At 61.6% G+C, this 21,545-nt stretch carries 17 protein-coding genes and 1 pseudogene; 8 read left to right on the top strand and 10 right to left on the bottom strand.

Translation table 11 applies throughout. The features are described from left to right. Positions 1 to 154: 154 nt before the first annotated feature. Genes BMZ66_RS17310 through BMZ66_RS17300 form a run of 3 tightly spaced genes read left to right on the top strand, consistent with a single transcriptional unit; the run spans position 155 to position 2,593 of the window. A complete protein-coding gene (locus tag BMZ66_RS17310; protein ID WP_092676545.1) occupies positions 155 to 592 on the top strand; it encodes a DoxX family protein in 438 nt (145 codons plus the stop codon). Continuing rightward, positions 585 to 1,784: a chromate efflux transporter gene (chrA, locus tag BMZ66_RS17305; RefSeq protein ID WP_092676542.1), complete on the top strand. Its 1,200-nt coding sequence runs from the start codon at positions 585 to 587 to the stop codon at positions 1,782 to 1,784. Before BMZ66_RS17310 ends, chrA begins: the two co-directional genes overlap by 8 nt. Before the next feature lie 56 nt (positions 1,785 to 1,840). Next, positions 1,841 to 2,593, top strand: a complete 753-nt coding sequence (locus BMZ66_RS17300; RefSeq protein ID WP_092676539.1) for a hypothetical protein — start codon at positions 1,841 to 1,843, stop codon at positions 2,591 to 2,593. A gap of 39 nt (positions 2,594 to 2,632) precedes the next feature. Here the strand turns inward: BMZ66_RS17300 and BMZ66_RS17295 are convergent, their stop codons facing one another. Both BMZ66_RS17295 and BMZ66_RS17290 read right to left on the bottom strand, forming a co-directional pair. Then, positions 2,633 to 4,459: a peptidoglycan D,D-transpeptidase FtsI family protein gene (locus tag BMZ66_RS17295; protein ID WP_092676536.1), complete on the bottom strand. Its 1,827-nt coding sequence runs from the start codon at positions 4,457 to 4,459 to the stop codon at positions 2,633 to 2,635. Positions 4,460 to 4,855: 396 nt separating this feature from the next. After that, a complete protein-coding gene (locus BMZ66_RS17290) occupies positions 4,856 to 5,347 on the bottom strand; it encodes a DinB family protein (protein ID WP_092676533.1) in 492 nt (163 codons plus the stop codon). A gap of 117 nt (positions 5,348 to 5,464) precedes the next feature. Between BMZ66_RS17290 and BMZ66_RS17285 the strand changes: the two genes are divergently transcribed. The 3 genes from BMZ66_RS17285 to BMZ66_RS17275 all read left to right on the top strand — a co-directional run bounded on the left by BMZ66_RS17285 (position 5,465) and on the right by BMZ66_RS17275 (position 8,588). Then, positions 5,465 to 6,349 (top strand): class I SAM-dependent methyltransferase, encoded by an 885-nt coding sequence (locus BMZ66_RS17285; RefSeq protein WP_092676530.1) that lies wholly within the window; start codon positions 5,465 to 5,467, stop codon positions 6,347 to 6,349. A 214-nt stretch (positions 6,350 to 6,563) separates the two neighbouring features. Then, positions 6,564 to 7,517, top strand: a complete 954-nt coding sequence (locus BMZ66_RS17280) for a Ppx/GppA phosphatase family protein (protein WP_092676527.1) — start codon at positions 6,564 to 6,566, stop codon at positions 7,515 to 7,517. A 9-nt stretch (positions 7,518 to 7,526) separates the two neighbouring features. Further along, positions 7,527 to 8,588 carry an Ldh family oxidoreductase gene (locus BMZ66_RS17275; RefSeq protein ID WP_092676524.1) on the top strand — a complete coding sequence of 354 codons (1,062 nt, stop codon included), beginning with the start codon at positions 7,527 to 7,529 and terminating at the stop codon, positions 8,586 to 8,588. 122 nt (positions 8,589 to 8,710) lie between these two features. Here BMZ66_RS17275 and BMZ66_RS17270 read toward each other — a convergent pair whose 3' ends face one another. Together BMZ66_RS17270 and BMZ66_RS17265 are read right to left on the bottom strand one after the other, a co-directional pair. Beyond that, positions 8,711 to 9,550 carry a murein L,D-transpeptidase catalytic domain family protein gene (locus BMZ66_RS17270; protein WP_092676521.1) on the bottom strand — a complete coding sequence of 280 codons (840 nt, stop codon included), beginning with the start codon at positions 9,548 to 9,550 and terminating at the stop codon, positions 8,711 to 8,713. Positions 9,551 to 9,727: 177 nt separating this feature from the next. Next, the gene (locus BMZ66_RS17265; protein WP_177204779.1) at positions 9,728 to 10,522 is read right to left on the bottom strand and encodes a murein L,D-transpeptidase catalytic domain family protein; all 795 of its coding nucleotides are present in this window, start codon (positions 10,520 to 10,522) and stop codon (positions 9,728 to 9,730) included. A gap of 415 nt (positions 10,523 to 10,937) precedes the next feature. On the opposite strand from BMZ66_RS17265, the pseudogene BMZ66_RS26575 reads away from it, so the two are divergent. Together BMZ66_RS26575 and BMZ66_RS26555 are read left to right on the top strand one after the other, a co-directional pair. Beyond that, positions 10,938 to 11,342, top strand: a pseudogene (locus tag BMZ66_RS26575) (hypothetical protein); the annotation flags it as partial. 366 nt (positions 11,343 to 11,708) lie between these two features. Beyond that, entirely contained in the window at positions 11,709 to 13,319 is a 1,611-nt protein-coding gene (locus BMZ66_RS26555) for an alpha-amylase domain-containing protein (protein ID WP_500778587.1), read from the top strand. 192 nt (positions 13,320 to 13,511) lie between these two features. Here the strand turns inward: BMZ66_RS26555 and BMZ66_RS17255 are convergent, their stop codons facing one another. From BMZ66_RS17255 to BMZ66_RS17235, 6 genes are all read right to left on the bottom strand, one after another. After that, positions 13,512 to 15,842 carry a TonB-dependent receptor gene (locus BMZ66_RS17255; protein ID WP_092676512.1) on the bottom strand — a complete coding sequence of 777 codons (2,331 nt, stop codon included), beginning with the start codon at positions 15,840 to 15,842 and terminating at the stop codon, positions 13,512 to 13,514. A 133-nt stretch (positions 15,843 to 15,975) separates the two neighbouring features. Next, positions 15,976 to 16,215, bottom strand: coding sequence for a hypothetical protein (locus BMZ66_RS25205; RefSeq protein ID WP_143080259.1), 240 nt, complete (start codon positions 16,213 to 16,215; stop codon positions 15,976 to 15,978). 129 nt (positions 16,216 to 16,344) lie between these two features. Next, the gene (locus BMZ66_RS17250; RefSeq protein ID WP_092676509.1) at positions 16,345 to 16,734 is read right to left on the bottom strand and encodes a hypothetical protein; all 390 of its coding nucleotides are present in this window, start codon (positions 16,732 to 16,734) and stop codon (positions 16,345 to 16,347) included. A gap of 200 nt (positions 16,735 to 16,934) precedes the next feature. Continuing rightward, on the bottom strand, positions 16,935 to 17,633 hold the full coding sequence (locus BMZ66_RS17245; RefSeq protein WP_234795138.1) for a HupE/UreJ family protein: 699 nt from the start codon (positions 17,631 to 17,633) through the stop codon (positions 16,935 to 16,937). Then, entirely contained in the window at positions 17,633 to 18,961 is a 1,329-nt protein-coding gene (locus tag BMZ66_RS17240) for a tetratricopeptide repeat protein (protein ID WP_177204778.1), read from the bottom strand. Before BMZ66_RS17240 ends, BMZ66_RS17245 begins: the two co-directional genes overlap by 1 nt. A 208-nt stretch (positions 18,962 to 19,169) precedes the next feature. After that, the gene (locus tag BMZ66_RS17235; RefSeq protein WP_092676503.1) at positions 19,170 to 21,368 is read right to left on the bottom strand and encodes a DUF4331 domain-containing protein; all 2,199 of its coding nucleotides are present in this window, start codon (positions 21,366 to 21,368) and stop codon (positions 19,170 to 19,172) included. Between the last annotated feature and the right edge of the window lie 177 nt (positions 21,369 to 21,545).

Raw genomic sequence — 21,545 nt, 5'->3', positions numbered from 1 at the left:
CGGACTTTTGTTTGCGGCTTTGGGCAGGTGCTTGCTTTTGGTTGTCCCGGCCGCAGGGCGGAAGGCTGCCGAAAACCGATAAACGAAGCCCACGATTCGCCACGGCTTGAAACGCGAGCTGCCCAGTCGCTTTATCGCCAATTGATATCAACTTATGCTCTCCCGCTTCTTACGCACCGACGCTGCCGCCACCACCTTGCTCATCCGCCTGATGGTGGGCCTAGTGTTCTTCACCGAAGGCCTGCAAAAGTTTATCCTGCCCGCCTCCCGCGGCGCCGGCCGCTTCGCCAAGATTGGGCTGCCGGCGCCCGAGTTCCTGGGCACTTTTGTGGGCGGGTTCGAAACCGTTTGCGGGCTGCTGGTGCTACTGGGGCTCTTTACCCGGCTGGCCAGCCTCCCTTTACTCATCATCATGCTGGTGGCACTGGCTACCACCAAAGCCCAGGTATTTGCCACCGAGGGCTTCTGGGAGCTGCTGCACGGCAGCCGCACCGATTGGGCCATGCTGCTGGGCTCGGTTTTTCTGCTCATTGAAGGCGGGGGGCGCTGGTCGGTCGACCGGCAGCTGACCGCCGGCCTACGCCATGCGTAGCCCGACGGCCGGCGCCCCGCGTACCTCGCTGGGCGAGCTGGCGGCGCTGTTTCTGCGCCTGGGCAGCACTGCTTTTGGCGGGCCGGCCGCCCACATCGCCTTGCTGGAAGAAGAAGTGGTGCGCCGCCGCGGCTGGCTAACCCAGGAGCGGTTTCTGGATTTGCTGAGCGCCACCAACCTCATTCCCGGCCCCAATTCCACCGAGCTGGCCATTCACATCGGCTACGAGCGGCGCGGCTGGGCCGGGCTGCTGGTGGCGGGCAGCTGCTTTATCCTGCCGGCCATGCTCATTGTGATGGGTTTTGCCTGGGCCTACGTGCGCTTTGGGACGCTGCCCGCGCTAACCGGGGTGCTCTACGGAGTGAAGCCCGTGATGGTGGCCGTAGTGGGGCAAGCGCTCTGGAGCCTGGGCCGCTCGGCCCTGAAAACCCGGCCGCTGCAGCTGCTGGCATTGGTCGCGCTGGCGCTTAGCCTACTAGGCGTAAATGAGCTGCTGCTGCTCTTCGCAGCGGGCGCGGCCATAGGCGCGCGGCGCTGGCCCACGCTGGAGCACAAAACGCTGCCACCGGCCCTGCTCCTGCTGCTCGGGGCGGTGGGCGCGCTGGCGCTGCTGCCGCTGCTGCTGGGCGTGCAACCGGCCGGCCCCACGGCCGCGCCGCTGGGGCTGCTGCCGCTGGGGCTGTCGTTTGTGAAAATCGGGTCGGTGCTCTACGGCAGCGGCTACGTGCTGCTGGCGTTTCTGGACGCCGACCTGGTGCAGCGCTTTCAGTGGCTCAGCCACGGGCAGCTGCTCGACGCCGTAGTGGTGGGCCAGGTGACGCCGGGACCCGTGTTCACCACCGCCACCTTTGTGGGCTACACGCTGCTGGGCTGGCGCGGGGCGCTGGTGGCCACGGCGGGCATCTTCCTGCCGGCCTTCCTGTTTGTGGGCCTCAGCATTAAGCTGGTGGAGCGGCTGCGGGAGTCGCCGCTGGCCGGCGCGTTTCTCGACGGGCTGAACGCCGCCTCTTGGGCCCTGATGGCGGCGGTCTCGCTCACGCTGGCCCGCACGGCCGTGGTAGACGGCCCCACGGTGGCGCTGGCGGTGGCCAGTACCATACTGCTGCTGCGCTACAAAATAAATTCGGCCTGGCTGGTGCTGGGCGGGGCGGCGCTCGGCTACGGCCTGCAGGCCCTGGGCCTGATTACCTGACCGTCGGCGGGCCCCATATCTATTAGCTAAAACTCTTTTTTTAACTCTCCTGCTTTATGAATTTTCACTTCTACTCACCGCGTAATGCCTCCGGTGCGGCGAAAGCTGCGCCCGTTTTTTCCCGCCTCACGGCGATGCTCCTGCTGTTATCTGCCGGGTTGCTGCCCCTCGATTCTTTCGGTTTCTGGGTGGTGAACTTCGGCACGGCGCGAACTATGCCGCGCAAGCGCATCGGGTTTGCGGCCGGGCTGGGCGGGCAGGTAGTGTTTCTGGGCGACCCGAGCCTGACCAGCGCTTTCTTCACCATCCCCCACGCCGGCTTCCGCTACGGCCTGGCCGAGCACTTGGACGTTGGCCTGCGCCTGGCGCCCATTCCGTTGCCTTTTTCCACGGTCGGCCCCGGCTTCGGCGTCAATCTGGACGCTAAGTTTTGGCTCACCAAGCCGGAAAGCAAGGTCGACCTGGCCGTGGTGCTGGGGGCCGGCGGCGCCCACGTGCTCATCGAAAACAGCTCCCGCTATGCCTACAGCCCCAACGCTGCACTGCTGGCCACCTACAACACCAACGAGACGACACACTTCACCGTGATGGGGCGCTACGTGAACCTGGCCATTCCCAGCGCCCCGGAAGGCGCCAGGCAGAACTTCGTCAACATTGCCGGAGCGTCTTTCGGCCTCAAAAAAGACCTGACGCCCAATATTTCGCTGCTGCCGGAAATAGGCGCGTACTGGTACGATGGCGAAATACGCGGGGTGAAGAAAAGTGGCCCCGGCTTTCAGTACGGTGTCATGCTGGCCACCAGCTTTTAGGTTCTTTCGCCCGCTCGCCTAAACAGCCAACTGCCGCGCTTATCGCTGCTCGCGTTGGTAGCGGTAGGTGCTGTATTGCATACGCTGCTCTTTCCGCTTGCGACGTGGGGCAATGCTACCCCGCAGGTATTTTTCAATAACCAATGCCGCAACTGGCGCGGCGGCCGTGGCTCCAAAACCGGCGTTTTCGAGGTACACGGCAATGGCAATCTGGGGGTTGTCGGCTGGGGCGAAGCCTACGAAGGTGGCGTGGTCGTCGCCCTCGTCGTTTTGCACCGTGCCGGTTTTGCCAGCGATGGCGATACCCACATCGGCCAGGCTGGAGGTTTCGGCCGTGCCGCCGCGGTGCATCACGGCCATCATGCCGGGCACCAGGGCCTCGAAGTGGACGCTATCGATAAGGGTGTAGTGCTTTTCGGTGAAGCGGGGCAACGGGCCATTGGCACCGACGCTGCGCACAAAATGCGGGGTGTAGTACCAGCCTCGGTTGGCGATGATGGCCATCATATTGGCCATTTGCATGCCGGTGAGGTTGATTTCGCCCTGGCCTACGCTCAGGGAGTAGATGGACCGAAACTTCCAGTTGTGGGTGCGCCGGCGCTCGTCGTAGTAGGCAGGTGTGGGCAAGAAGCCTGCCTGTTCGCGAGGCACATCGACGCCGAGCAGCGTATCGAGCCCGAACGACTTGGCGTAGCGCTGCCACGCGGCCAGGTTAGCGTGGCGGGCCGCTACGGTATCAGCCGCCAGGCTGTCGGGCACGCGCTCAATGAGCTTGCGCATCACCTGGTAGAAATAAGGATTGCAGCTGTATTGCAGGGCTACGGTGAGATTTTTGCCCGGTGGGTGGTGGTGCACGCAATTGATGAGCGACTGGTCGCAGCGAAACGAAGTGGTGGGCTGAATGGCTCCCAGCTGCAGGGCCACCGCCGCGTTCACCAGCTTAAACACCGAGCCGGGCGGGTTGGCCAGGGTGGCGGGGCGGTTGAGCAGGGGCATGTCTTCATGATACAACAGCTTTTGGCGGGCGCCAGCGCGGTCGGGCGCGGTGAGGGTGCCAGGCGCGAAGGTGGGCGCCGATACGGCGCACAGCACTTCGCCGGTGCGCGGGTCGAGGGCGACGAGGTAGCCTTTGCGGCCACCGAGCAGGCTTTCGGCATAGGCCTGCAGCTTGGTATCGAGGCTCAGGTGCAGGTCCTGGCCCTGCTGAAACGCGGTGTCGGGAGCCCAAGTGCCGTGCTCCTGCCCCAGCGTGTCGAGGAGCGGGTGGCGGGCGCCCCGGCGGCCATTCAGCAGGCCGTTGTAATAGGTTTCGACGCCGCCGTTGCGCAGGCGGTAGAACCGGCCGCGCCGGTAGCGTTGGGCGGCGCTCAGGAAGGGCTGCGCCTGCTCGGCGGAATAGCCCAAGATGCTGGCCGCCGAACCGGTGGTGTAGGTGCGCAGGGTTTGCTGCGTCAGGATTAACATAGGCCACTCGCGCTGGCGCTTGCGAATTTTTTCGGCCTCGGCATTGGTAAGCAGCAGCTTGACGCCCGCTTTGGGCCGGGCGCCTTCGTAGGGCAGGGCCGCAGCTATCCGATGCCACAAGGTGCTGTCGCGCCAGCCAAGCAGGCGGCTGAGCCCCATAGAATCGAGCGGCGGGCGAACTGGCAGCGTGAGCAGATACACGGGCCGCGTAGCCACCAGCACCGAGTCGTTGCGGTCGAGCACTCGGCCCCGGCGGGGTGCTTCTGATACTTCACGGCGCGGAGTAAGCGGCCCCACGGCCGAATCCTGGACAATCACCTCGGGTTGTTGGGCCGGCGATGAGCAGGCCGTCGTCAGCAGCAGTAACGCCAAGAAGTGAGCTTTCCAGGTAGCAAGGGCCATAAGCAGTCAATAAAGCCAAGCGGTGACCGGCAGGTGGGCCGGTAGTATTCGACAAACGAGATAAACGCTCATTCGGATGAATTGGGTTACCGAACGTTCGTTTCCGGGTGCCAGGCAACTGTTGGGCCAACTAGCAGCTATGGGCGCGGCGATGCGGCGTTAGTAGCCAGTGCACCTAACTACTATGGCGGCAACGATGGCCACGGCTAGCAGCGAGCCCAGGCGCAGGGCCAAAAACACCCAAGCTGGCAATTCAGGGTCTTTACGGATTTTGAACATCTCCATTTGTACGGCAACAGCCCGACAATGGGTATTCTCATGCGGTAGATGGCAGGCAAATACCAATGTCTGGTTGCATACACCACACCACTGCGTGGCGCTTCGCCAAGCCCGATGCTACGCTACTGCCTTGCGGAGCAGGGCGATTTGACCGGCGTGGTAGAGGTAGTGCTGCGCCACGCCGTGCAGCATTACATATGGCGTGTAGCCGGGGCCTTCCGAGTTTTCAAAAGTGGGTCCAAGGGGAATGTCCAGCGCACCATCGGCCACGGTGGCGCCGACTGTCAGCAATTGCTCGTGCGCCGCCTGTAGGGCCGCCAGCGAGGCTTGCCAGTCGGCTTCAGTTGGGGTTTGCGGCTGCGGGGGCCAGTCTTCGGAATCAGCGAGCGGCGGCAGCACGTTGCCGGCAAGGCGCTGACTTACTACTGCCGACCAAACCGGAATATGCAGGACAATTTCCCAAATGCTATGGGCTCCCGCCACCGGATGCTGGGCGGCTTGAGCAGCGGTGAGGCCGCCCAGGGTGGCCCGCAATGAGGGCCCGGACCAAGGCTCGCCGTCGAACGCCTGGCGGATTTGGTTGAGAAGGCGGGTGCTTTCGAGCATCATAAACGCGGAATTAAGGATTGGGAATGAGTAACTATACACTTCTGCTCACCACGCCAACTGTCCAAAGCGCCGGGCTGGGCCTTGCCAAATCGGCCCTACCCTACCTTTGCGCTCTCTATGTACGATTTCCTCACCACTTCGCCCTGGCCCGACTACGAACTCATCGACTGCGGCAACTTCCAGAAACTGGAGCGCTTCGGTAAGTACCTGCTGGCCCGGCCCGAGCCCCAGGCCATCTGGGACCCGCACCTGCCCCTACGCGAATGGGAAAAAGCCGATGCCGCCTTTGCCCGCGCCCCCGGCTCTACTGAAAAAGGCCAGTGGCGCCTCAAGCCCGCCATGCCCGAGCAGTGGGTGATTGCCTACGAGCGGCCCGACGGCCTGAAGCTGAAGTTTCGGCTGGGCCTGTCGTCGTTCAAGCACGTGGGCTTGTTTCCGGAGCAAGACCCCAACTGGCAGTTCATCTATAACCAGACGCGGCTGCGCCGCGCCAAGCAGCCGCGCGTGCTGAACCTATTTGCCTACACCGGCGCCGCCACCCTGGCCGCCCGCGCTGCCGGCGCCGATGTCACGCACCTCGATTCGGTGAAGCAAGTCAACTTCTGGGCTCGCGACAACATGGAAGCCAGCCAGCTCGACGGCGTGCGTTGGCTAGTGGAAGACGCCATGAAGTACGTGCGGCGCGAAGTGAAGCGCGGCAGCAAGTACCAGGGCCTCATCCTCGACCCACCTGCTTACGGCCGCGGCCCCAACGGCGAGAAATGGCAGCTGGAAGACGAGCTCAACGAGATGCTGAAGCTCAGCCAGCAGCTGCTCGACCCCGAAGACCATTTCTTCGTGGTGAACCTGTACTCCCTGGGCTTCTCGGCCCTGATACTAGACAATCTGACCACCGCCATTTTCCCCGGCCAAAAATCCGTCCGGGAGCTAGGCGAGATTTACTTGCACGACGCCGGCCAGCGCAAGCTGCCACTGGGCACTTTCTGCCGGTTTGCCAACTAAGTTTGACTGAACTGTCAACTCCCCTCCTTTTTTAAGGAGGGGATGTTCGAGCCGCAGGCTCGGACGGGGGTGGTTGCACTCGTTGAACGACGCCCGAACAAGGAATACTGCGATGTTCGGCTGTCGTTCAACGAGTGCAACCACCCCAGTTAGCGCTTTCGCGCCAACGTCCCCTCCTTAAATAAGGAGGGGAGTTTTTTCTTTCCGCTACACCATGCACACCGCTCACGCCCATCGCCGCCTTGCGCTCATCGACTTAGGCACGAACACCTTCCACCTGCTCATCGTGGAAATGCCAGCTACCCCGGGCGACAAGCCGGTGCCGCTGCTGCGCACCAAAGCGGGCGTGCGCCTGGGCGAAGGCGGCATCAGCAAGGGCATTATCTCGCCCGAGGCCTATGCCCGGGCCCTGCACACGCTGGCCGGCTTCAAGGAAGAAATTGAGCTGCACGAAGTCACCGAAATCCGCGCTACGGCTACCAGCGCCATGCGCGTCACCAGCAACGGGCCCGAGCTGGTGCGCGACATCTTCGAGCAAACCGGCATCAGGGTCGATGTGATTCCTGGCTCGCGCGAGGCGGAGCTTATCTGCGCCGGCATTCGGCAGGCCGTGCCGCTGGGCTCCGAGCCGCACCTTCTCGTGGACATTGGCGGCGGCTCGGTGGAATTTATCATTGCCGACGAAGCCACCATTTTCTGGAAGCAGAGCTTTGAGATTGGTGCTCAGCGCCTGCTCGACCAGTTTTTTCCGGAGCCCGAAGGCATTATGCCGGCGGCCGCGGTAGCCGCCGAGCAGCAGTATTTGGGCACGGTGCTGGCGCCCCTCATGGCCGCAATCGAGCACTACAAGCCGGTGAGCCTGGTCGGGGCGTCGGGCAGTTTCGACAGCCTGGCCGACATGCAGCTGGGCGAGCTCCGCACCGAATCGCAGCTACCCCCGCACACTGAGCTGCGGCTGGCCAGCTTCCAGGAAAGCTACCACTCGCTGCTGAGCAGCAACCACGAGCAGCGCGTGGCCCTGCCCGGCATCCTGCCCATGCGGGCTGATATGCTGGTGGTGGCGAGCGTGCTGATTGATTTCGTGCTGGGCATCTCCGGTATCAAGCGCATCCGCACGTCTGCTTATGCTTTGAAAGAAGGGCTGCTGGCCGAAATGCTCACTGCGTAACCTCTCCTCATGACCTTCTCCTACACCCAGCTTTTCGCTTTCACCGAAGGCATCTTCCGCAGCATGGGCTGCCCCGAAGACGACGCGACCCTGGCCACCGAAACGCTGCTCTCAGCCGACCTGCGCGGCATCGACTCCCACGGCGTGGCGCGGCTGGTGGGCTACGTGCGCCTCTGGGAAGCCGGCCGCATCAATGCCACTCCCCGGGTGGGCGTGACCTACGAGACGCCCAGCACTGCTGTGGTCGACGGCGACGGCGGGCTGGGGCTGGTGGTGGGGCCTAAAGCCATGCGCGTAGCCATCGAAAAAGCCCAGCAAGTGGGCACGGGCTGGGTATCGGTCAAAAACTCCAACCACTTCGGCATTGCGGGCTACCACGCCATGCTGGCCCTGGCCCATGACATGATAGGCGTGGCCATGACCAACGCCTCGCCACTGGTGGCGCCCACCCACTCGCTCGACCGCCTGCTCGGCACCAACCCTATTGCCGTGGCCGTGCCCGCCGGCGAGCAGCCCGATTTTGTGGTCGATATGGCCACCACTACCGCCGCCAACGGCAAGCTGGAAATCGCCCAACGCAAAAACCTGCCCCTGCCCGAAGGCTGGGCCCAAACCGCCGACGGCCAGCCCTCGACCGATGCCAATGCGGTGAAAAACGGCGGCGCGCTGCTCCCATTGGGCGGCGCCACCGGCTCGCACAAAGGCTACGCGCTGGGCAGCATTGTGGACATTTTCTCGGCCGTGCTTTCCGGGGCTAATTACGGGCCGTGGGTGCCGCCGTTTGTGGCGTTCCTGCAGCCCTCAGCCAATCCGGTGGGCCAAGGCCTGGGCCATTTCTTCGGCGCCATGCGCGTCGATGCGTTCCGGCCCGCCGAGGAGTTTAAAGCACACATGGACAACTGGATTACCACTTTCCGCAATGCCCAGGCCGTGGAGGGCAAAAAGGTGCTTATTCCCGGCGACCCAGAGCGAGAAATGGCCGCGCACCGCCTGCTCGACGGCATTCCGCTGCTTGAAGCCGTGGTGCAAGACTTAGAAGTTGTGGGCAAGAAGTTTGGGGTGAAGCTGTAGTTAGCTGTAGCCTAGGACAAGGGAACGTGCTTTTCTTAAGGCCTGACCTTACTAATCTATTCAAAAAAGAAAAGGCCCGGATGAGTCATCCGGGCCTTTTCTTTTGAAACAATTTTCGTTGGCTAACTCTGATTGACTAGGTTGCCTGACGATACCAGGGCCGCAACAGCAGCATCCTGGTTCAAATACTTCGAATCGTAACCGGCGTCGGACTTATTGATAAACAAGCAGGTACCGCCGTTCACGGCTTCAATGATTTCATCTTTCAAATCCATGGGCAGGGCGGGGCAGCCGAGGCTACGGCCCAAGCGGCCGTTCTGCTTGATGAAGTCTTCACTAACATAGTCCGCGCCGTGCATCACCACCGACCGGGCAGCGGCATTGGTGTTGAAACCCTCGTCGAGGCCTTCAAGGCGCAGGCTGCGGCCGTGCTTACCAGTATACTCGCTGCTCGTGGCATAGAAGCCCAGGCTGCTCATGTTGCTGGCGTCGGTGTTCGAGAAGTTGGTGGCCTCGTTTTCGCCGGAGTTGTGGCCGTGAGCTACCAGGGTGTGAAACTTGGTCTGGTTAGTAGCCAGGTCGAATACCCACAGGCGCTTTTCGGTCGAGGGCAGGTCAAAGTCGACTACGGTCAGCAACTGCTTATCCTCGGCCAAGCGGCCGGCTTCGCGCAGGTTGAGGTAGCCGGTCATGGCCTTGGCGAAGGTTTCGAACTTCAAACCTTGCTGCTCGGCGCCGATGGCGTTGTAGGTAGCGCGAAGCTTTTGCTCGAAAACAACCTCGGGCGAAACAAATGAATTGGGCATGCGCATCTCGTTGCCAGTGCTGCCAGCCATCGACTTGGTCACGGGCGCTGCGAGGGGCGTGGCCATGAACAACGACGCCAGAAAGGGCAGTACACGACGCGCCACGCGGGCCCGCAGCATCTTACGTTTGCGCTGAATTACGCTGGTCTGGTGCATGGTTTCTAGGTGTTAGCTGAGTGGCTATCAGAACCAAAGGAGTTCAAAAGCAGCCTTTGATTTTCAACCTTATACGTGGTTGTCCGTCGGGTGGCTGGTTTTCAAACGGCTCCCAAGAGCAAATGATTCCTTTTGGCCCTGGGCGGTCGAGTCAGGGCCGGCGCCCCAGCCACCCAATTATTCCCAGCCCCGGGCCAAAAAGCGCCGCCCAGCCGCTTGCCCATCGAGCCAGCGCGAAGCCAGCCCCGGACCGCTGATAAGCAGCATGCTGCCCACTCGCACCGTGGCAATTATCTCTTTGAACTGCTCGGGTGGCAGGGCTGGGCAACCGCGGCTGTACCCCAGGTGCCCGTGCTGCTCTATGTACTTGGGACTAGCATAGTCCGCCGCATGCAGCACCACGTAGCGGTCAAACGCATTGGAATTTTGCCCCTTGTCGAGGCCCTCGATGCGGCGCGAGTAGCCGTGAATGCCATCGTAGGTACCGGCCGTGCGATAGAACCCCAGCGAGGTGCAAGCCGATTTTTCCTGGTTGGAAAACCGCGTGGCCCGCAGCTGCCCCGAGCCTTCGCCGTGGGCCACCAGGCTGTGATGCAGCACACGGGCTTTGCGCAGGTCGAGCACCCAGAGGCGTTTGGCGGTATTGGGCAGGTCCATGTCGGCCACGGCCAGCAGGCCGGCGCGCTCGATGCGGCCGGTGGGATGCAAGGTGAGGTAGCCCACGCAGGCCTGCTCCAACACTGTGGGGCGTAGGTCGGCAGCGGCCGGGCCCAGGGCGGCGTGCAGGCGCCGAATGGCGCGGCGCAGCGTGTCGGGCACCTGCGGCAAGTCCGGCACTGGGGTGAGCGCCAGCGAATCGGGCAAGATGACGGTGGTGGGACTGGTCACAGAAACTGTGGTAACCGGCAACACGCTGGGGCTAGAGTGAATATCATCGGCCCGAAGCTGGCAGCCGCATAGGGCAGCGGCCATAACGACTACGGAAGCGAAGAGACGCCAGGAAATAGGTTTGGCAATTGGCGGGGCTACGGGAGTCTGGGCAGAGGCAAACATTGCCTGAAAGTACATCTGGATTTGCATCCGAACTGGTTTTCGAGTTGGAACAGCGACCCGAAAGTTTCTGGCAGCAGTGGCTGCTAAGCACCACTCGCAACGCCCATAGACAATATTGTGGCAAAGAGCTCCGCATGCTATTAAAAACTTCTATAGTATAAATATTACACTTGCGACGCACGTACTAGCTCATCCGTCGCACCTCGTCGAATTACAGCACTACTGGCCATATAAAGCATTAATAATTAATTGCATGCAGCACCCTTGCCCCATTGAGCGCGATGCTGCATCAGCACGGCTTTCTTCTTTTTTTCACAAACCCTAATTCCCACGCATGAAACACGCTACTCCTTTCTCATTCTTCCGCCGAACGACCCAGCGCTTACTACTCCTTGCGGTGCTGTTGGGCCTGGGCAACCAAGCGGCCCGTGCTCAACAAGTCGTGCTCCAGGGCTTCTGGTGGGACTACTGGAATGCCAATTACCCCAATGGCTGGGCCAACTACATCGCTGACCTGGCCCCGCGCCTCAAAGCCATGGGCATCGACGCGGTGTGGATGCCGCCCTCCATCAAAAACAGCAACCAGGGCAACGGCTACTCCCCTTTCGATAACTACGACCTGGGCGACAAATACCAGAAAGGCTTCCTGAACACCCGCGTGGGCAACAAGGATGAGCTGTTGCGCGGCGTGGCTATTCTGCACGCCAACGGCATCGACGTAGTGCAGGACATCGTGCTGAACCACAACGACGGCGCAGGCTCCTCGACCGGCGCGGGTGGGCAAGACCCCGCTGCCTGGGAAGACGGCACCACCAGCAAGTACAAGAACTTTCGCTACGTGAGCTACGCCACGGCTGCCGTGGACGAAACCGCCGCTAACTACCTGGCGCGCCGCGGCCGCTTCTCCAAAAACTGGCAGAACTTCAACCCCAACCCCGGCAACAACTCCACCAGCGGCGACCTCAACCAAATACTGTTCGGCCCCGACATCAGCTACTACAACGGCTCCTATGGCCAAAGCTCCAACGCCACCTTCAACCCCACCCAGGCCGCCGACTACATGCGCACCGGCAACCGCAACTGGCTGGTGTGGTACAAGAAGCAGATGGGCTTCGATGGCGTGCGCGTTGATGCCGTGAAGCACTTCCCGGCCTTCGCCATGGAAGACTTCCTCTACAACCTGCAGAGCAACGCCGGCTGGGCCAACGGCGGCGCCACCATGTACGCTGTGGGCGAATGGGTAGGCGGCGCCAGCCAGCTCGACCAGTGGTGCACCGACGTGCAAAACCGCGCCGGCACCTTCGACTTCTCGCTCCGCGACGGTATTTATGGCATGGTGAGCGGCGGCGGCAACTTCAACATCGGCAGCCTGCCAGGCTACCAGCAGGGCCGCCGCGTGGTGCTCATCGACGGCAAATACGTGCACCGCACCGTGCCTTTCGTGAACAACCACGACACCTTCCGGCCCCAGGTTAGCAGCACCGGCAACTACACTGGCTGGAACACCGGCTCGGAGCTGGCGCCCCACATCGACCCGTTCGACCCGCGCCTGTCGGCGGCCTACGCCGCCATGCTGGCCGTGGATGGCTCGCCGCAGCTGTTTTTTGAGGACTTGTTCAACATCGGCAACACCGGCAAGCGCTACTCGCACAGCCCCAAAAGCGCCACGGACCTGCCCGTGCGGTCTGACATAGAAAACCTGATTTGGTGCCACCAGAACCTGAAGTTCAAGCAGGGCGCCTACAAGGTGCGCTGGCAGGCCGCCGACCACCTCGTGATTGAGCGCAGCACCCGGGCCATCATCGGCATCAACGATAATTTCAGCACCTGGCAGAACAGCACCGTGAGTTGCGATTTCCCGGCCGGCACCGTGCTTAAGGACTACTCTGGCGCCAACGGCACCGCCACCGTCACGGTGAGCAGCTCGCAGACTGTGGCCATCAACACGCCTCCCTGCAACGGCACTGCTGCCGGCGGCCGCCGCGGCTACTCGGTGTGGGCGCCCACCAACGCCGCCATCGGCTACTCAAAAGCGGCCCGCACCACCACCCAGGAATGGGAGCTGGCCGACGACCTGGGTGACAAAGACAGCCGCTCGCTCGGCCAGGGTGGGCAGCTGCCGGCAGCGTCAACGGCCGTGCGCACGGCCGGCCGCATCTACGTGGCGTCGGGCAAAGCCATTTCCTACGTCCTCACCCCTACCGATGCTACCCGCAGCCTCACCGTTTCAGTAGTGAACAGCGCCGGCACCGTGGTGAGCACTCTCACCGGCACCGGCAACCTCACGGGTTCCTACAGCGTCCCCACCGAGGGCTGGTACACGCTGCGGGCCAACAACTCCTCCACCGCCAACCCGGCCCAGCGCTGCTTCATCCGAGCCACCTACATGCCGCCAGCCGTAGTGACCGGCGCCATGACCGGCCGCCGCGAAGCCCAGGTACTGGCCACCACCCAGGCCACGCTGAGCAATGAGCTGAGCGTATACCCCAACCCCACCACGGCCGACCGTATTGACCTGGTGGTGCAGGCAAGCCTGCAGCAGAACGCCACCATTCGTTTGCACGACATCACCGGCCGCTTAGTGCATGAGGAAACCGTGCGCCTCTACCCCGGCTCTAATGAGGTGCGGCTGGGCGTGAAGCGGCCTCTGGCCGCAGGCATGTACCAGTTGTCGGTGCCCGAGTTTAAAATCAGCCGCAAGCTGGCGCTGCGGTAACCTCACCCCCTAAGCAACCTCACCCCCTGACCCCCTCTCCCGCGGAGAGGGGGCACCGGAAATGCACCTACTTACATTAAAAAAGCCCGCTAAACAGCGGGCTTTTTGTTTTTTATCCAGCGTACGTTTGCGCAGAACCGGTGCCCCCTCTCCGCGGGAGAGGGGGTCAGGGGGTGAGGTTGCAGGCAGGCATCAAAAGAACACACTAGCATTCACCTTGAAGAAAAACGGCGTGCCGGGCGTGAAATGCAGCTGCTCTTCTACCGGCGTGGTTTGGCCGCGCAGGCGGCTGGGATTGGCAAACTGAGCCTCGTTCCAATCCACGTTCAGCAGATTTTCGGCGGTGGCTCCGATTTGGTAGCGCTGCTGAGTGTAGCTCAGCACGCCATCGAGCAGGAAGTAGCCACGGGCGCGAATGGAGTTGTCCTCGTTGGCCGGGCGGCTGTCGATGTTACGGTAGCGCAGGCTAGCGCCGAAGCCCTGGGGCGTTTTGAGCGTGAGGCCGCCCACGCTGGTGAAGCGCGGCGCCAGCGGAATGAAGTTTTCGCCCTCGGCCACGCCCACCAGCCGGCCGTGGTTGTAGTTCAGGTCCACATCGGCAAACAGGGCGCGGGTGAGTTGGTAGCGCACCGAGAGGTCGGCACCGTAGCGGCGGGTGCGGCCGGCGCTTTCCACAATGGCCTCGTCGCCTACGTACACCAGCTCGTCCTGCAAGTGCAGGGCCCAGAGGGCGGCGTTCACCACCACACCGGGCAAGGGCTTGAAGGTGCTGCCCGCTTCGTAGCCCAGGGCGCGGGGCAGCACGTTGTCGTTGGAGGTGCTGCGCACCACGCTGCGGGCGTCGTTGGAGTGGAAGCCGAAGCCGGAGCGGGCAAACAGCTGCACGGCCGGCGTGAGCTGATAATACAAATTCAACTTGGGCGACACCAGCGCGCGGGTTTTGCGGCCGTTCAGGGTTTCCAGGTTGCCTTCGTCGTTGGTGATGAGGCCCCGGAAATCGAACACGAACAAATCGGCGCGCACGGCGGCATTTAGCGTGAGGCGGTCGGTCAGGGTCAGGGTTTCGTCGAGGTAAGCGTTGATATTTTGCTCGTAGACCTTGCCCGCTGTGATGGTGTCGGTGATGGCGCGGCGCACGGCCCGGCGCAGGGTCACGTCGGCATCGTCGATGCGCGTGCCCAGGCCAAAAGTGGTGTGCAGGCTGCGGGCCCCGAGGCGGTCGTCGCGGTCGTAGGTGCCGGTGTAGCCGTAAATGTTGCGAGCGTCGGTCTGGTTGATTGCGTCGCCGTCTTCTTGGTTTTCCAGGAAAAAAGTGAAGTTGGAAAACAGGTTAAAGTTGTAGTTGGAGTAGTACAGCTGCTGCCGAATAATGGCATCGCCGGGCAGGCCCGTGGTAAGCACTACCGAGGCGTTGGTACGGTCGGTGTTGCCGCCCTCGGTGGGGTCGATGCTGCCGAAGCGGGAAATAACGCCGTCGCGCACGGCGCTTTCGGGTATCTGACCGCTGGCGTCCCAGCTCGAAGTAAAGTGCGAGCCCAGCAGGGTGAGCGAAGTGCGGTCGGAGAGCTGCCCGGTGTACTTGGCCAGGCCGTTGAAGCGCCGGAAATCCTGCGGCTGGTCGAAGTAGGCGTTGGTGAAGTTGTACTCGGCGGCGATGTAGGCGCTTTCCGGCTTTTTGGAGAATAGGTGGCGGTTGTTGTTGCCCAGCAAATCCAGCATCACCAGGGCCCGGCGCGTATCGAAGCGGCCCACTTCGAGCTTCACCTGGCTGGCATCGAGCCGGGTTTTTGTGCTGAACTCGCCTGCGCCGGCCGTGGCAAAATCACCAAACCGTGCGGTATAGGGCCCTTTGTATACCTTCAGTTGCTCCACGGTTTCGGGTATCACGAAGTGAAAATCGGCGTAGCCCTGCCCGTGGGCGTGGCTCACCATGTTCACGGGCAGGCCGTCGACACTCACGGCGAAGTCGGTGCCGTGGTCCACATCAAAGCCGCGTAGGAAAATCTGCTCGGCCTTGCCGCCGCCCGCGTGCTGGGCAATGAACAGGCCCGGCACCAGCCGCAGCAGGTCCTGGGCTGAGTTCACGGGCCGCAGCACTTTGTCGATTTGATTGATGGCGGCCAGGCTTTGGTTAGGGTCGCGCGGCTGGCTCACCGTCACTTCGGCCAAGCTGAGCACGGTGGGCGCCAGGGCGATGTTTACCGCGTTGGTTTCGCCCGTGGCCACTGTTACGGCCTGCCCGCGGCCACGGTAGCCCAGCCCTCCCACGCGCAGCGTGTAGGTGCCCGGCGCTGCATCGAGCCGGAAACGCCCCAGCGCATCGGTGGCCGTGCCGCCCGCCTGGCCTTCTAGCCCCACGCTCACGCCCACCATGGGCTGGCCCGACAGCGAATCGGCCACGGCGCCGCGCAAAGTGCCCACTCCCTGCGCCCGAGCAGCGGGGTGAGACCAACAAATGAAGAGTAAAAGGAGGACCAACGGCAACACCCGCCAGGCCGGCATGAGCGTAAGAAATTGTTTCATTAAGAAGATGCAAAGAGAGTGGTTGCTTATCGGCACGACCAGCAGATGAGAGAATACGCGCCGAACAAAGCCGGCTGAAGCTTGGCCGCTGCCCCTACTACATAAAGGCAGCGGCCAAGCAACTGACGCGCAGTTAGAAATTGGCTTTGCTCATGCACATGGCGCGGCATTGGGCCCGGTGCTGTGCTCGGTGCTGAGAAGGTCCGGTTCGCTGCCGGTCCTGCGCTGCGCCAGTGGACGGGCGCGGCAGGTAGTTGTCCTTGCTCAGCTCGGGGTGAAAAATGGCGCTGCGGGCTGCCATTGGCAGCTGCACACGGGAAGCAACGCCCACAGCGCCCGCTGCGGGTGAAAAAGGTAGGGTCCGGAAATTCATAACGTCGGGGAAAGTGCCCGGCAGCTGGCTCCACGGCGCAGCAGGCCAAGGGCAGTATGGGTTAGATAAGATGAAGCGGGTCGAACGCAAGCGTCCGCAGCCCGGGGCCCCGCAAGGCCGGCGCTCAACTTATCCCCGACAGGGTGGCAACTCAATCTGGCCCCGGTAGCCAGTGGGCACGGCGGCTTCGCGGGCCGCCAGTTGAGCCTCGGAACGCTGCCAAGCCTGCACCACAAACGCCAAGGGCAACTGCGGCAGGCAGTGCGTATCGAGGCCTTTGAGGGTAGAAAGCAAGACCTGCAGCGGCAGGGGCTCGCCGTTTTTCTTCACCACGTACTGCACGCCGTTGCAATCGTCGAAGCAGCCTATGCGCAGGGTGTTTTGCAGCTGGCAATCGTGGCTGTGCTCGTAGGCAAAGGGCCGGTCAATCACCCGGGCCGGGCGCTCCACGAGGCCAGCTCCAACCACCAGCAGGTAGTTGAGCAGCAGCAGCAGCGTGAGGTACGAGCGAGAAGCCACGAAAGATGCGTTATAGATGCCTGGCAATATCTACGGCGCTCCAGGCTTTTTGGATGCCCGGATTACGGCCTTAAAAACCAGAAATTGAATAATTTAAATCAAGCTTACAGCGCGCCTTCACGCAGGCCTTATTTCAAGTCAAAAACACCGATTGCTCGCCGGCAATGGGCCTGCTTTTAACAGCTTACCCAGCGCAGCAGTCAAGAAAAAAACACGCGCTCTACGGTCCAATAGGCCGCTATCAGGCCAATAACAACGGACACCGGTACCACCACGCGCTGCTTGTACCAGGTTTTGTGCGATGCCCAGCGCCCCACCAGCGCCCAGGCCAGCAATATCACGGCCACTTGCCCCAGCTCCACTCCCACATTGAAGGAGATAAGCGAGCCGAAGTAGTCCTTCTCCGGCAAGCCCAGACCGGTGAGCGCGCTGGCGAAACCCATGCCGTGCACCAACCCAAACCCGAACACAATAGCCACTCGCCACGGGTTGAGCCGGTTGGTAATCAGGTTTTCGATGGCCACAAACAGAATGGACAGCGCAATGATGGGCTCAATGACCTCCGAGGGCGGCTGAATCAGCCCATACATAGCGAGCCCCAGCGTGATGGAGTGCGCCACCGTGAAGGCCGTGGCCTGCAGCAGCACTGGCTTCAGGCGCGGCTCCAGAATGTAGAGGCTCAGAATGAAAAGAATGTGGTCGAGCCCGAGCGGAATAATGTGGGTGAAGCCCAGCTGCAGGTAAGTCCAGAAAATCTCGGTGCGCGAGAGCTTGCTCAGGTCGGTGTTGAGCACGTGGGCCGCGGCCGGCTGCGCCAACACGAACAGCACCGCCACCACGGCCAAGCCGCGGGGCCAAGCTTTCTTACCACAGGCTGCTCGGCCAAAAGTCGTACTCATCAGCGGGAAGCCAGCAGTGCTTTGCCTTCGGCTTCCACCTCTGGGTTGAGGTAGGGCGCGGTTTTTAGCGAGTTTTCAATTAGTCGTTGACCTTCTGCGTCTTTTCCCACTTTGGTCATGATAAGGCCGGCCCGGCACAGCAGCACGGGGTTTTTAGAGCCGGTGCGGCGGGCCACCTGCATGTACTTGTGCGCGCCAGCGTAGTCGCCGCGCTTGTAGAGCACCCAAGCCATGGTTTCGTTCACGTCGATGTTGTCGGGGCGGCGCTCGTACTCAATCTTGGCGTGCTCCAGGGCCTTGTCCAGTTCGTTGGTTTTAAGGTAAGCGTAGGCCAGTTCCCGGTCGGCGTAGTGGCCCATTTGCTCGTTCTCGTCGGCTTCCTTGGCGGCACCGGCCAGCATGGCAATGGACTCCCGGGCCATTTTTTCGGCCTCGACGGGCTGGCCGTTGAGGCGGTACAGGTCCGTTAGCTCGTCGGTGAAGGCGTAGTCCTGCACCATGGCGCGGGCCTGCTGGTAGTTTTTAATGGCAGTGGCATAATCCTTTTTGGCAGCGGCCATGCGGCCCAGGCCGGCCAGCGCGTAGGCGTAGCCGGGGCGGGCGGCTATTGCCATCAGAAAATTGTTGCGGGCGCGGGCGGTGTCGCCGCTCACTTCGTATAGGTGGCCCAGCGCCACGCGTGTCCACTCGGTTTGCTCCAAGCCAATAACGCCCGCTTTCACGGCGTAGTCCATGGCTTCGATGGCCCCGGGCACGTCGCCGTGAATCTCGCGCAGGTAGCTCACGCGAGCGTAAGCGGCCAGGTCAGGGCGCACTTGGTTCATCTTGTCGGCCATCCTAATGGCCTCGTCGTAGTGGCCCATCTCCACGTTGGCATCGGTCAGCAGGCCGTACACAAAACCGCTCCTGGGGTTCAGCTTCTGGGCTTTTTGGGCCAAACCAAGGCCTTGGGCAAAGTGGTGCTGGGTGAGGCTGAGCGAGGCCTTGCAGCACAGGGCTTCGAAGTTTTCGGGCTCAGCTTTCAGCACTTCTTCCACCAGCTGCATAGCGGCGCCGTCGTAATACGGATGGTCGCCGGTCACGCGGGCTTCCTGCATGTAGGCCTGGGCCAGCAGCAGGCGGCTTTTCTGGTCGTTGGGGTCGGTCCGCAGCCTGGCCAGCAGGTCCTGAATGGCGGCCTTGGTATTCAGCCACTCCTTGCCAACCGAAAGGTCGCTGTGGCGTTCCTTCAGGCCGGGCATGCGGGGTGCCGGTTTTTTAAACACGTAGATGGCCACCGCCAGCAAGCCAAATACGAGCAATAAGCTTGGGTATAGGTATTTTTTCAAAGCAGCAAGCCCTAGGCTAATTGAGTATGAGACCTGTAAGTGGAAGATACGAAAAAACGCCGCTGTCAGCTCGCGTTGGGGCTTTACCGCGCAGGCAGCCATTGTGTAACAAGCGGCTGCCAACATTAGATACTAACCCCTACCCATAAAAAGAGCCGCCGAACAGTCGCAAAATGACCAGCCGGCGGCTCTCTTCAAAGGCAAAGTGTTATTGACGCTCTACTCGTGTGGAGGTCAAGATGGTTTTGCCGCTATACAGCGTCACGTTGTAGATGCCGGGAGCAACGTCGCCGCTTGGCTGCCACATCAATTCGTTGGCGCCAGCTTTGAAGTTCTTGCCTGCCGCTACGGTTGCTACTTTGCGGCCCGTCTTAACGTCGGTCACTACGATGGTCACGTCTGCGGGACGAGCCAAGTCGAAGAACAGGGTAGTACGGTCCACGAAGGGGTTGGGGTAGCCCTGCAACACGGCCACTTTGGTTTGCATGCCCAATCCCATGGCGGGCATGGCCCGGTTCTGCATGGCAGCCATGTCGTTCTGGGCAATGTCGCCACCTTCATAGCCATTCCACGGCACAGCCACGTAGGGGAAAGCTGTTCTGAAAGCCTTGTCGTTTTTCTCCACGTTGGTGGTGAAGTTCAACACATTCAGCAGTTGTGGGGTGAGCGGGCTTGCGGTAGTGCCTGACACGAAGTCGTCGTAATATAGGCCGAGGGCGGCCAGCACGATACCACCCACTGCTTGCAGCTCGATGCGGGTCACGTCGTCTTCCAAGCGGCGACCGTTGGGGAAGCCGTCCATGTTCGGAATAAACTGCACAGCACTACTGGCATTAAAGCGCGGGTCAGCCAAGCCCAGTGCAGCGGCGGCCAGCAGCCCTTCCGAGCTAAAGTCGGGCGAATTGCGGGGCGTGGGGGGTACGGCCATGTTCAGGCGCAGCATGTCGCCAAACGTGGGCAGGAAGTTGTTGATAAAGGGTTTGCCGGGGGACAGCGGGTTGTCGACTTTGCCGGTAGCCAACTGGTAGGGAGGTAGGTTGGGCACACCCGTGTGGAATAGGGGCAGCAAGTCAACTGATCGGGGCTTGCCCGGACGCAGCAGGTACTCGCCAAAACCGCCTTGGGCAAAGGGTGCCAGGGCTGTGCCGTTCAGCACGGGGTTGCCGGCTAGCACGGCCAGGCCGTTGGCGCCGTTACGGAAGTCGAACCCATTGGGCACGGCTGGGAACAGACCAGCAAGCGAACGAGTCTGGACGCGTAGGGGGCTCAGGCCGGGAATGGCTTCGCCAAAGTACGTTTGGCCGGCAGGCTTCGGAGCAGCACCGTTCTTGGGCATGTCGTCGGCCATGTACAGGCCCAACTCTGGGTTCATTAGGTTTTCGTTCAGACGGAACTGAATCGAACCTTCGGCAGGCAGGGCAGCCTGGTAAGGGCTGCGCGAGTTCCACTCGTCCTTCAGGCCAATGGGGTTGATTACCTCGTTGGTGAGGGGCATGCCCAGGCGCGATACCTGCACAAAATCACCGCGGTGAGTTTCTGCTCCATTCTGCGCAATGGTGCGCATCGAGCGGCGGTTGGCTGAGGCCCACACACCGATGATGTAATTGGAATCCAGAATGTTGGTGGCCGGAGTCAGGGTACCCACGCCGGGCTTTGTGAGCAAGCGCACTGGCACTTTCATGGCAATGGTGTGCGTGTTAAAGCGCGCCAAACCGTCACGCGCCTGACCGCGAGCCCGAACGTGGCCTAGGTCAAAGATGGCTCCGATGTCGGTGAAGAACGGGTCGTCAATCTGCCCACAAAACACCTGAATGCCGCTGGAGGTGCGCCGGACGCGGCTTTGCATGTAGGCTTCGTAGCCCTCCGACCGGTTCAAACCTACAGGGGTTTCAATGGAGCGCGGTCCAATATTAGGCGCTGGCACCGGCTCGAAACCAAAAAGCTGAGTGGTTACGCCGTTACGGATTTCGTCCAGGGCGTAATAGGTTTTTAGGTTCTCCTTGCCCAGCCGCACCCGGAAGAACGTCGAAGGGTCTTCGTTGAAACGCTTAAAGGTAAACCGGTACGTGATGTCGTCGCCCTGGGTGTTCGCCTGGTTTTTGACGTGGATATCGTACTGGATGTTCTCGCCGAACGTGTAGTAAGTTGGTCCGCCTTGGGGCAGCTCAAACGGAATGTAGTCGGCAATAATGGTAACCGACGCATTAGCGTCGTTAGCGGGCGCATCCGGGCTGCGGAAGGCGTACACATCGGTGTTGTCAACCAACGGGTCGTCGGCGACAAGGGGGGCTTCGCGGTGGCTCGAGGCCTCCAGGTTGTTGTGCTGGCCAGTCCAAGCCAGCATTCCCCCAACCGAAGTTGCGACCAGCGCAATTTGGAAAAGGGGACGGGTAAGCAGGTTCTTCATAGAAAGGTTGTTAAGTGAAAAATGTGGTAAAAAGCAGCAAGAAATAATAGCCAGCCCGCGCTGCCACGCCGTATTAAAGGCTGTATAAAGCGCTTACAGTCGAGCCTTTGTATATCTTTCTTTGCCAGCTATCTACGACGGCACTTCACGATTGGACTTAGCTGTCGTAATTATTAT

Source organism: Hymenobacter arizonensis (assembly GCF_900115775.1).
Lineage (GTDB): Bacteria > Bacteroidota > Bacteroidia > Cytophagales > Hymenobacteraceae > Hymenobacter > Hymenobacter arizonensis.
Note: the sequence above shows the minus strand (reverse complement) of the source record. Positions and strands in the feature narration are given on the sequence as shown.

Coding starts and splice junctions, on each gene's coding strand:
- BMZ66_RS17310 (WP_092676545.1), top strand. CDS start 155: ATGCTCTCCCGCTTCTTACGCACCGACGCTGCCGCCACCACCTTGCTC.
- chrA (WP_092676542.1), top strand. CDS start 585: ATGCGTAGCCCGACGGCCGGCGCCCCGCGTACCTCGCTGGGCGAGCTG.
- BMZ66_RS17300 (WP_092676539.1), top strand. CDS start 1,841: ATGAATTTTCACTTCTACTCACCGCGTAATGCCTCCGGTGCGGCGAAA.
- BMZ66_RS17295 (WP_092676536.1), bottom strand. CDS start 4,459: ATGGCCCTTGCTACCTGGAAAGCTCACTTCTTGGCGTTACTGCTGCTG.
- BMZ66_RS17290 (WP_092676533.1), bottom strand. CDS start 5,347: ATGATGCTCGAAAGCACCCGCCTTCTCAACCAAATCCGCCAGGCGTTC.
- BMZ66_RS17285 (WP_092676530.1), top strand. CDS start 5,465: ATGTACGATTTCCTCACCACTTCGCCCTGGCCCGACTACGAACTCATC.
- BMZ66_RS17280 (WP_092676527.1), top strand. CDS start 6,564: ATGCACACCGCTCACGCCCATCGCCGCCTTGCGCTCATCGACTTAGGC.
- BMZ66_RS17275 (WP_092676524.1), top strand. CDS start 7,527: ATGACCTTCTCCTACACCCAGCTTTTCGCTTTCACCGAAGGCATCTTC.
- BMZ66_RS17270 (WP_092676521.1), bottom strand. CDS start 9,550: ATGCACCAGACCAGCGTAATTCAGCGCAAACGTAAGATGCTGCGGGCC.
- BMZ66_RS17265 (WP_177204779.1), bottom strand. CDS start 10,522: ATGGCCGCTGCCCTATGCGGCTGCCAGCTTCGGGCCGATGATATTCAC.
- BMZ66_RS26555 (WP_500778587.1), top strand. CDS start 11,709: ATGGGCTTCGATGGCGTGCGCGTTGATGCCGTGAAGCACTTCCCGGCC.
- BMZ66_RS17255 (WP_092676512.1), bottom strand. CDS start 15,842: ATGAAACAATTTCTTACGCTCATGCCGGCCTGGCGGGTGTTGCCGTTG.
- BMZ66_RS25205 (WP_143080259.1), bottom strand. CDS start 16,215: ATGAATTTCCGGACCCTACCTTTTTCACCCGCAGCGGGCGCTGTGGGC.
- BMZ66_RS17245 (WP_234795138.1), bottom strand. CDS start 17,633: ATGAGTACGACTTTTGGCCGAGCAGCCTGTGGTAAGAAAGCTTGGCCC.
- BMZ66_RS17235 (WP_092676503.1), bottom strand. CDS start 21,368: ATGAAGAACCTGCTTACCCGTCCCCTTTTCCAAATTGCGCTGGTCGCA.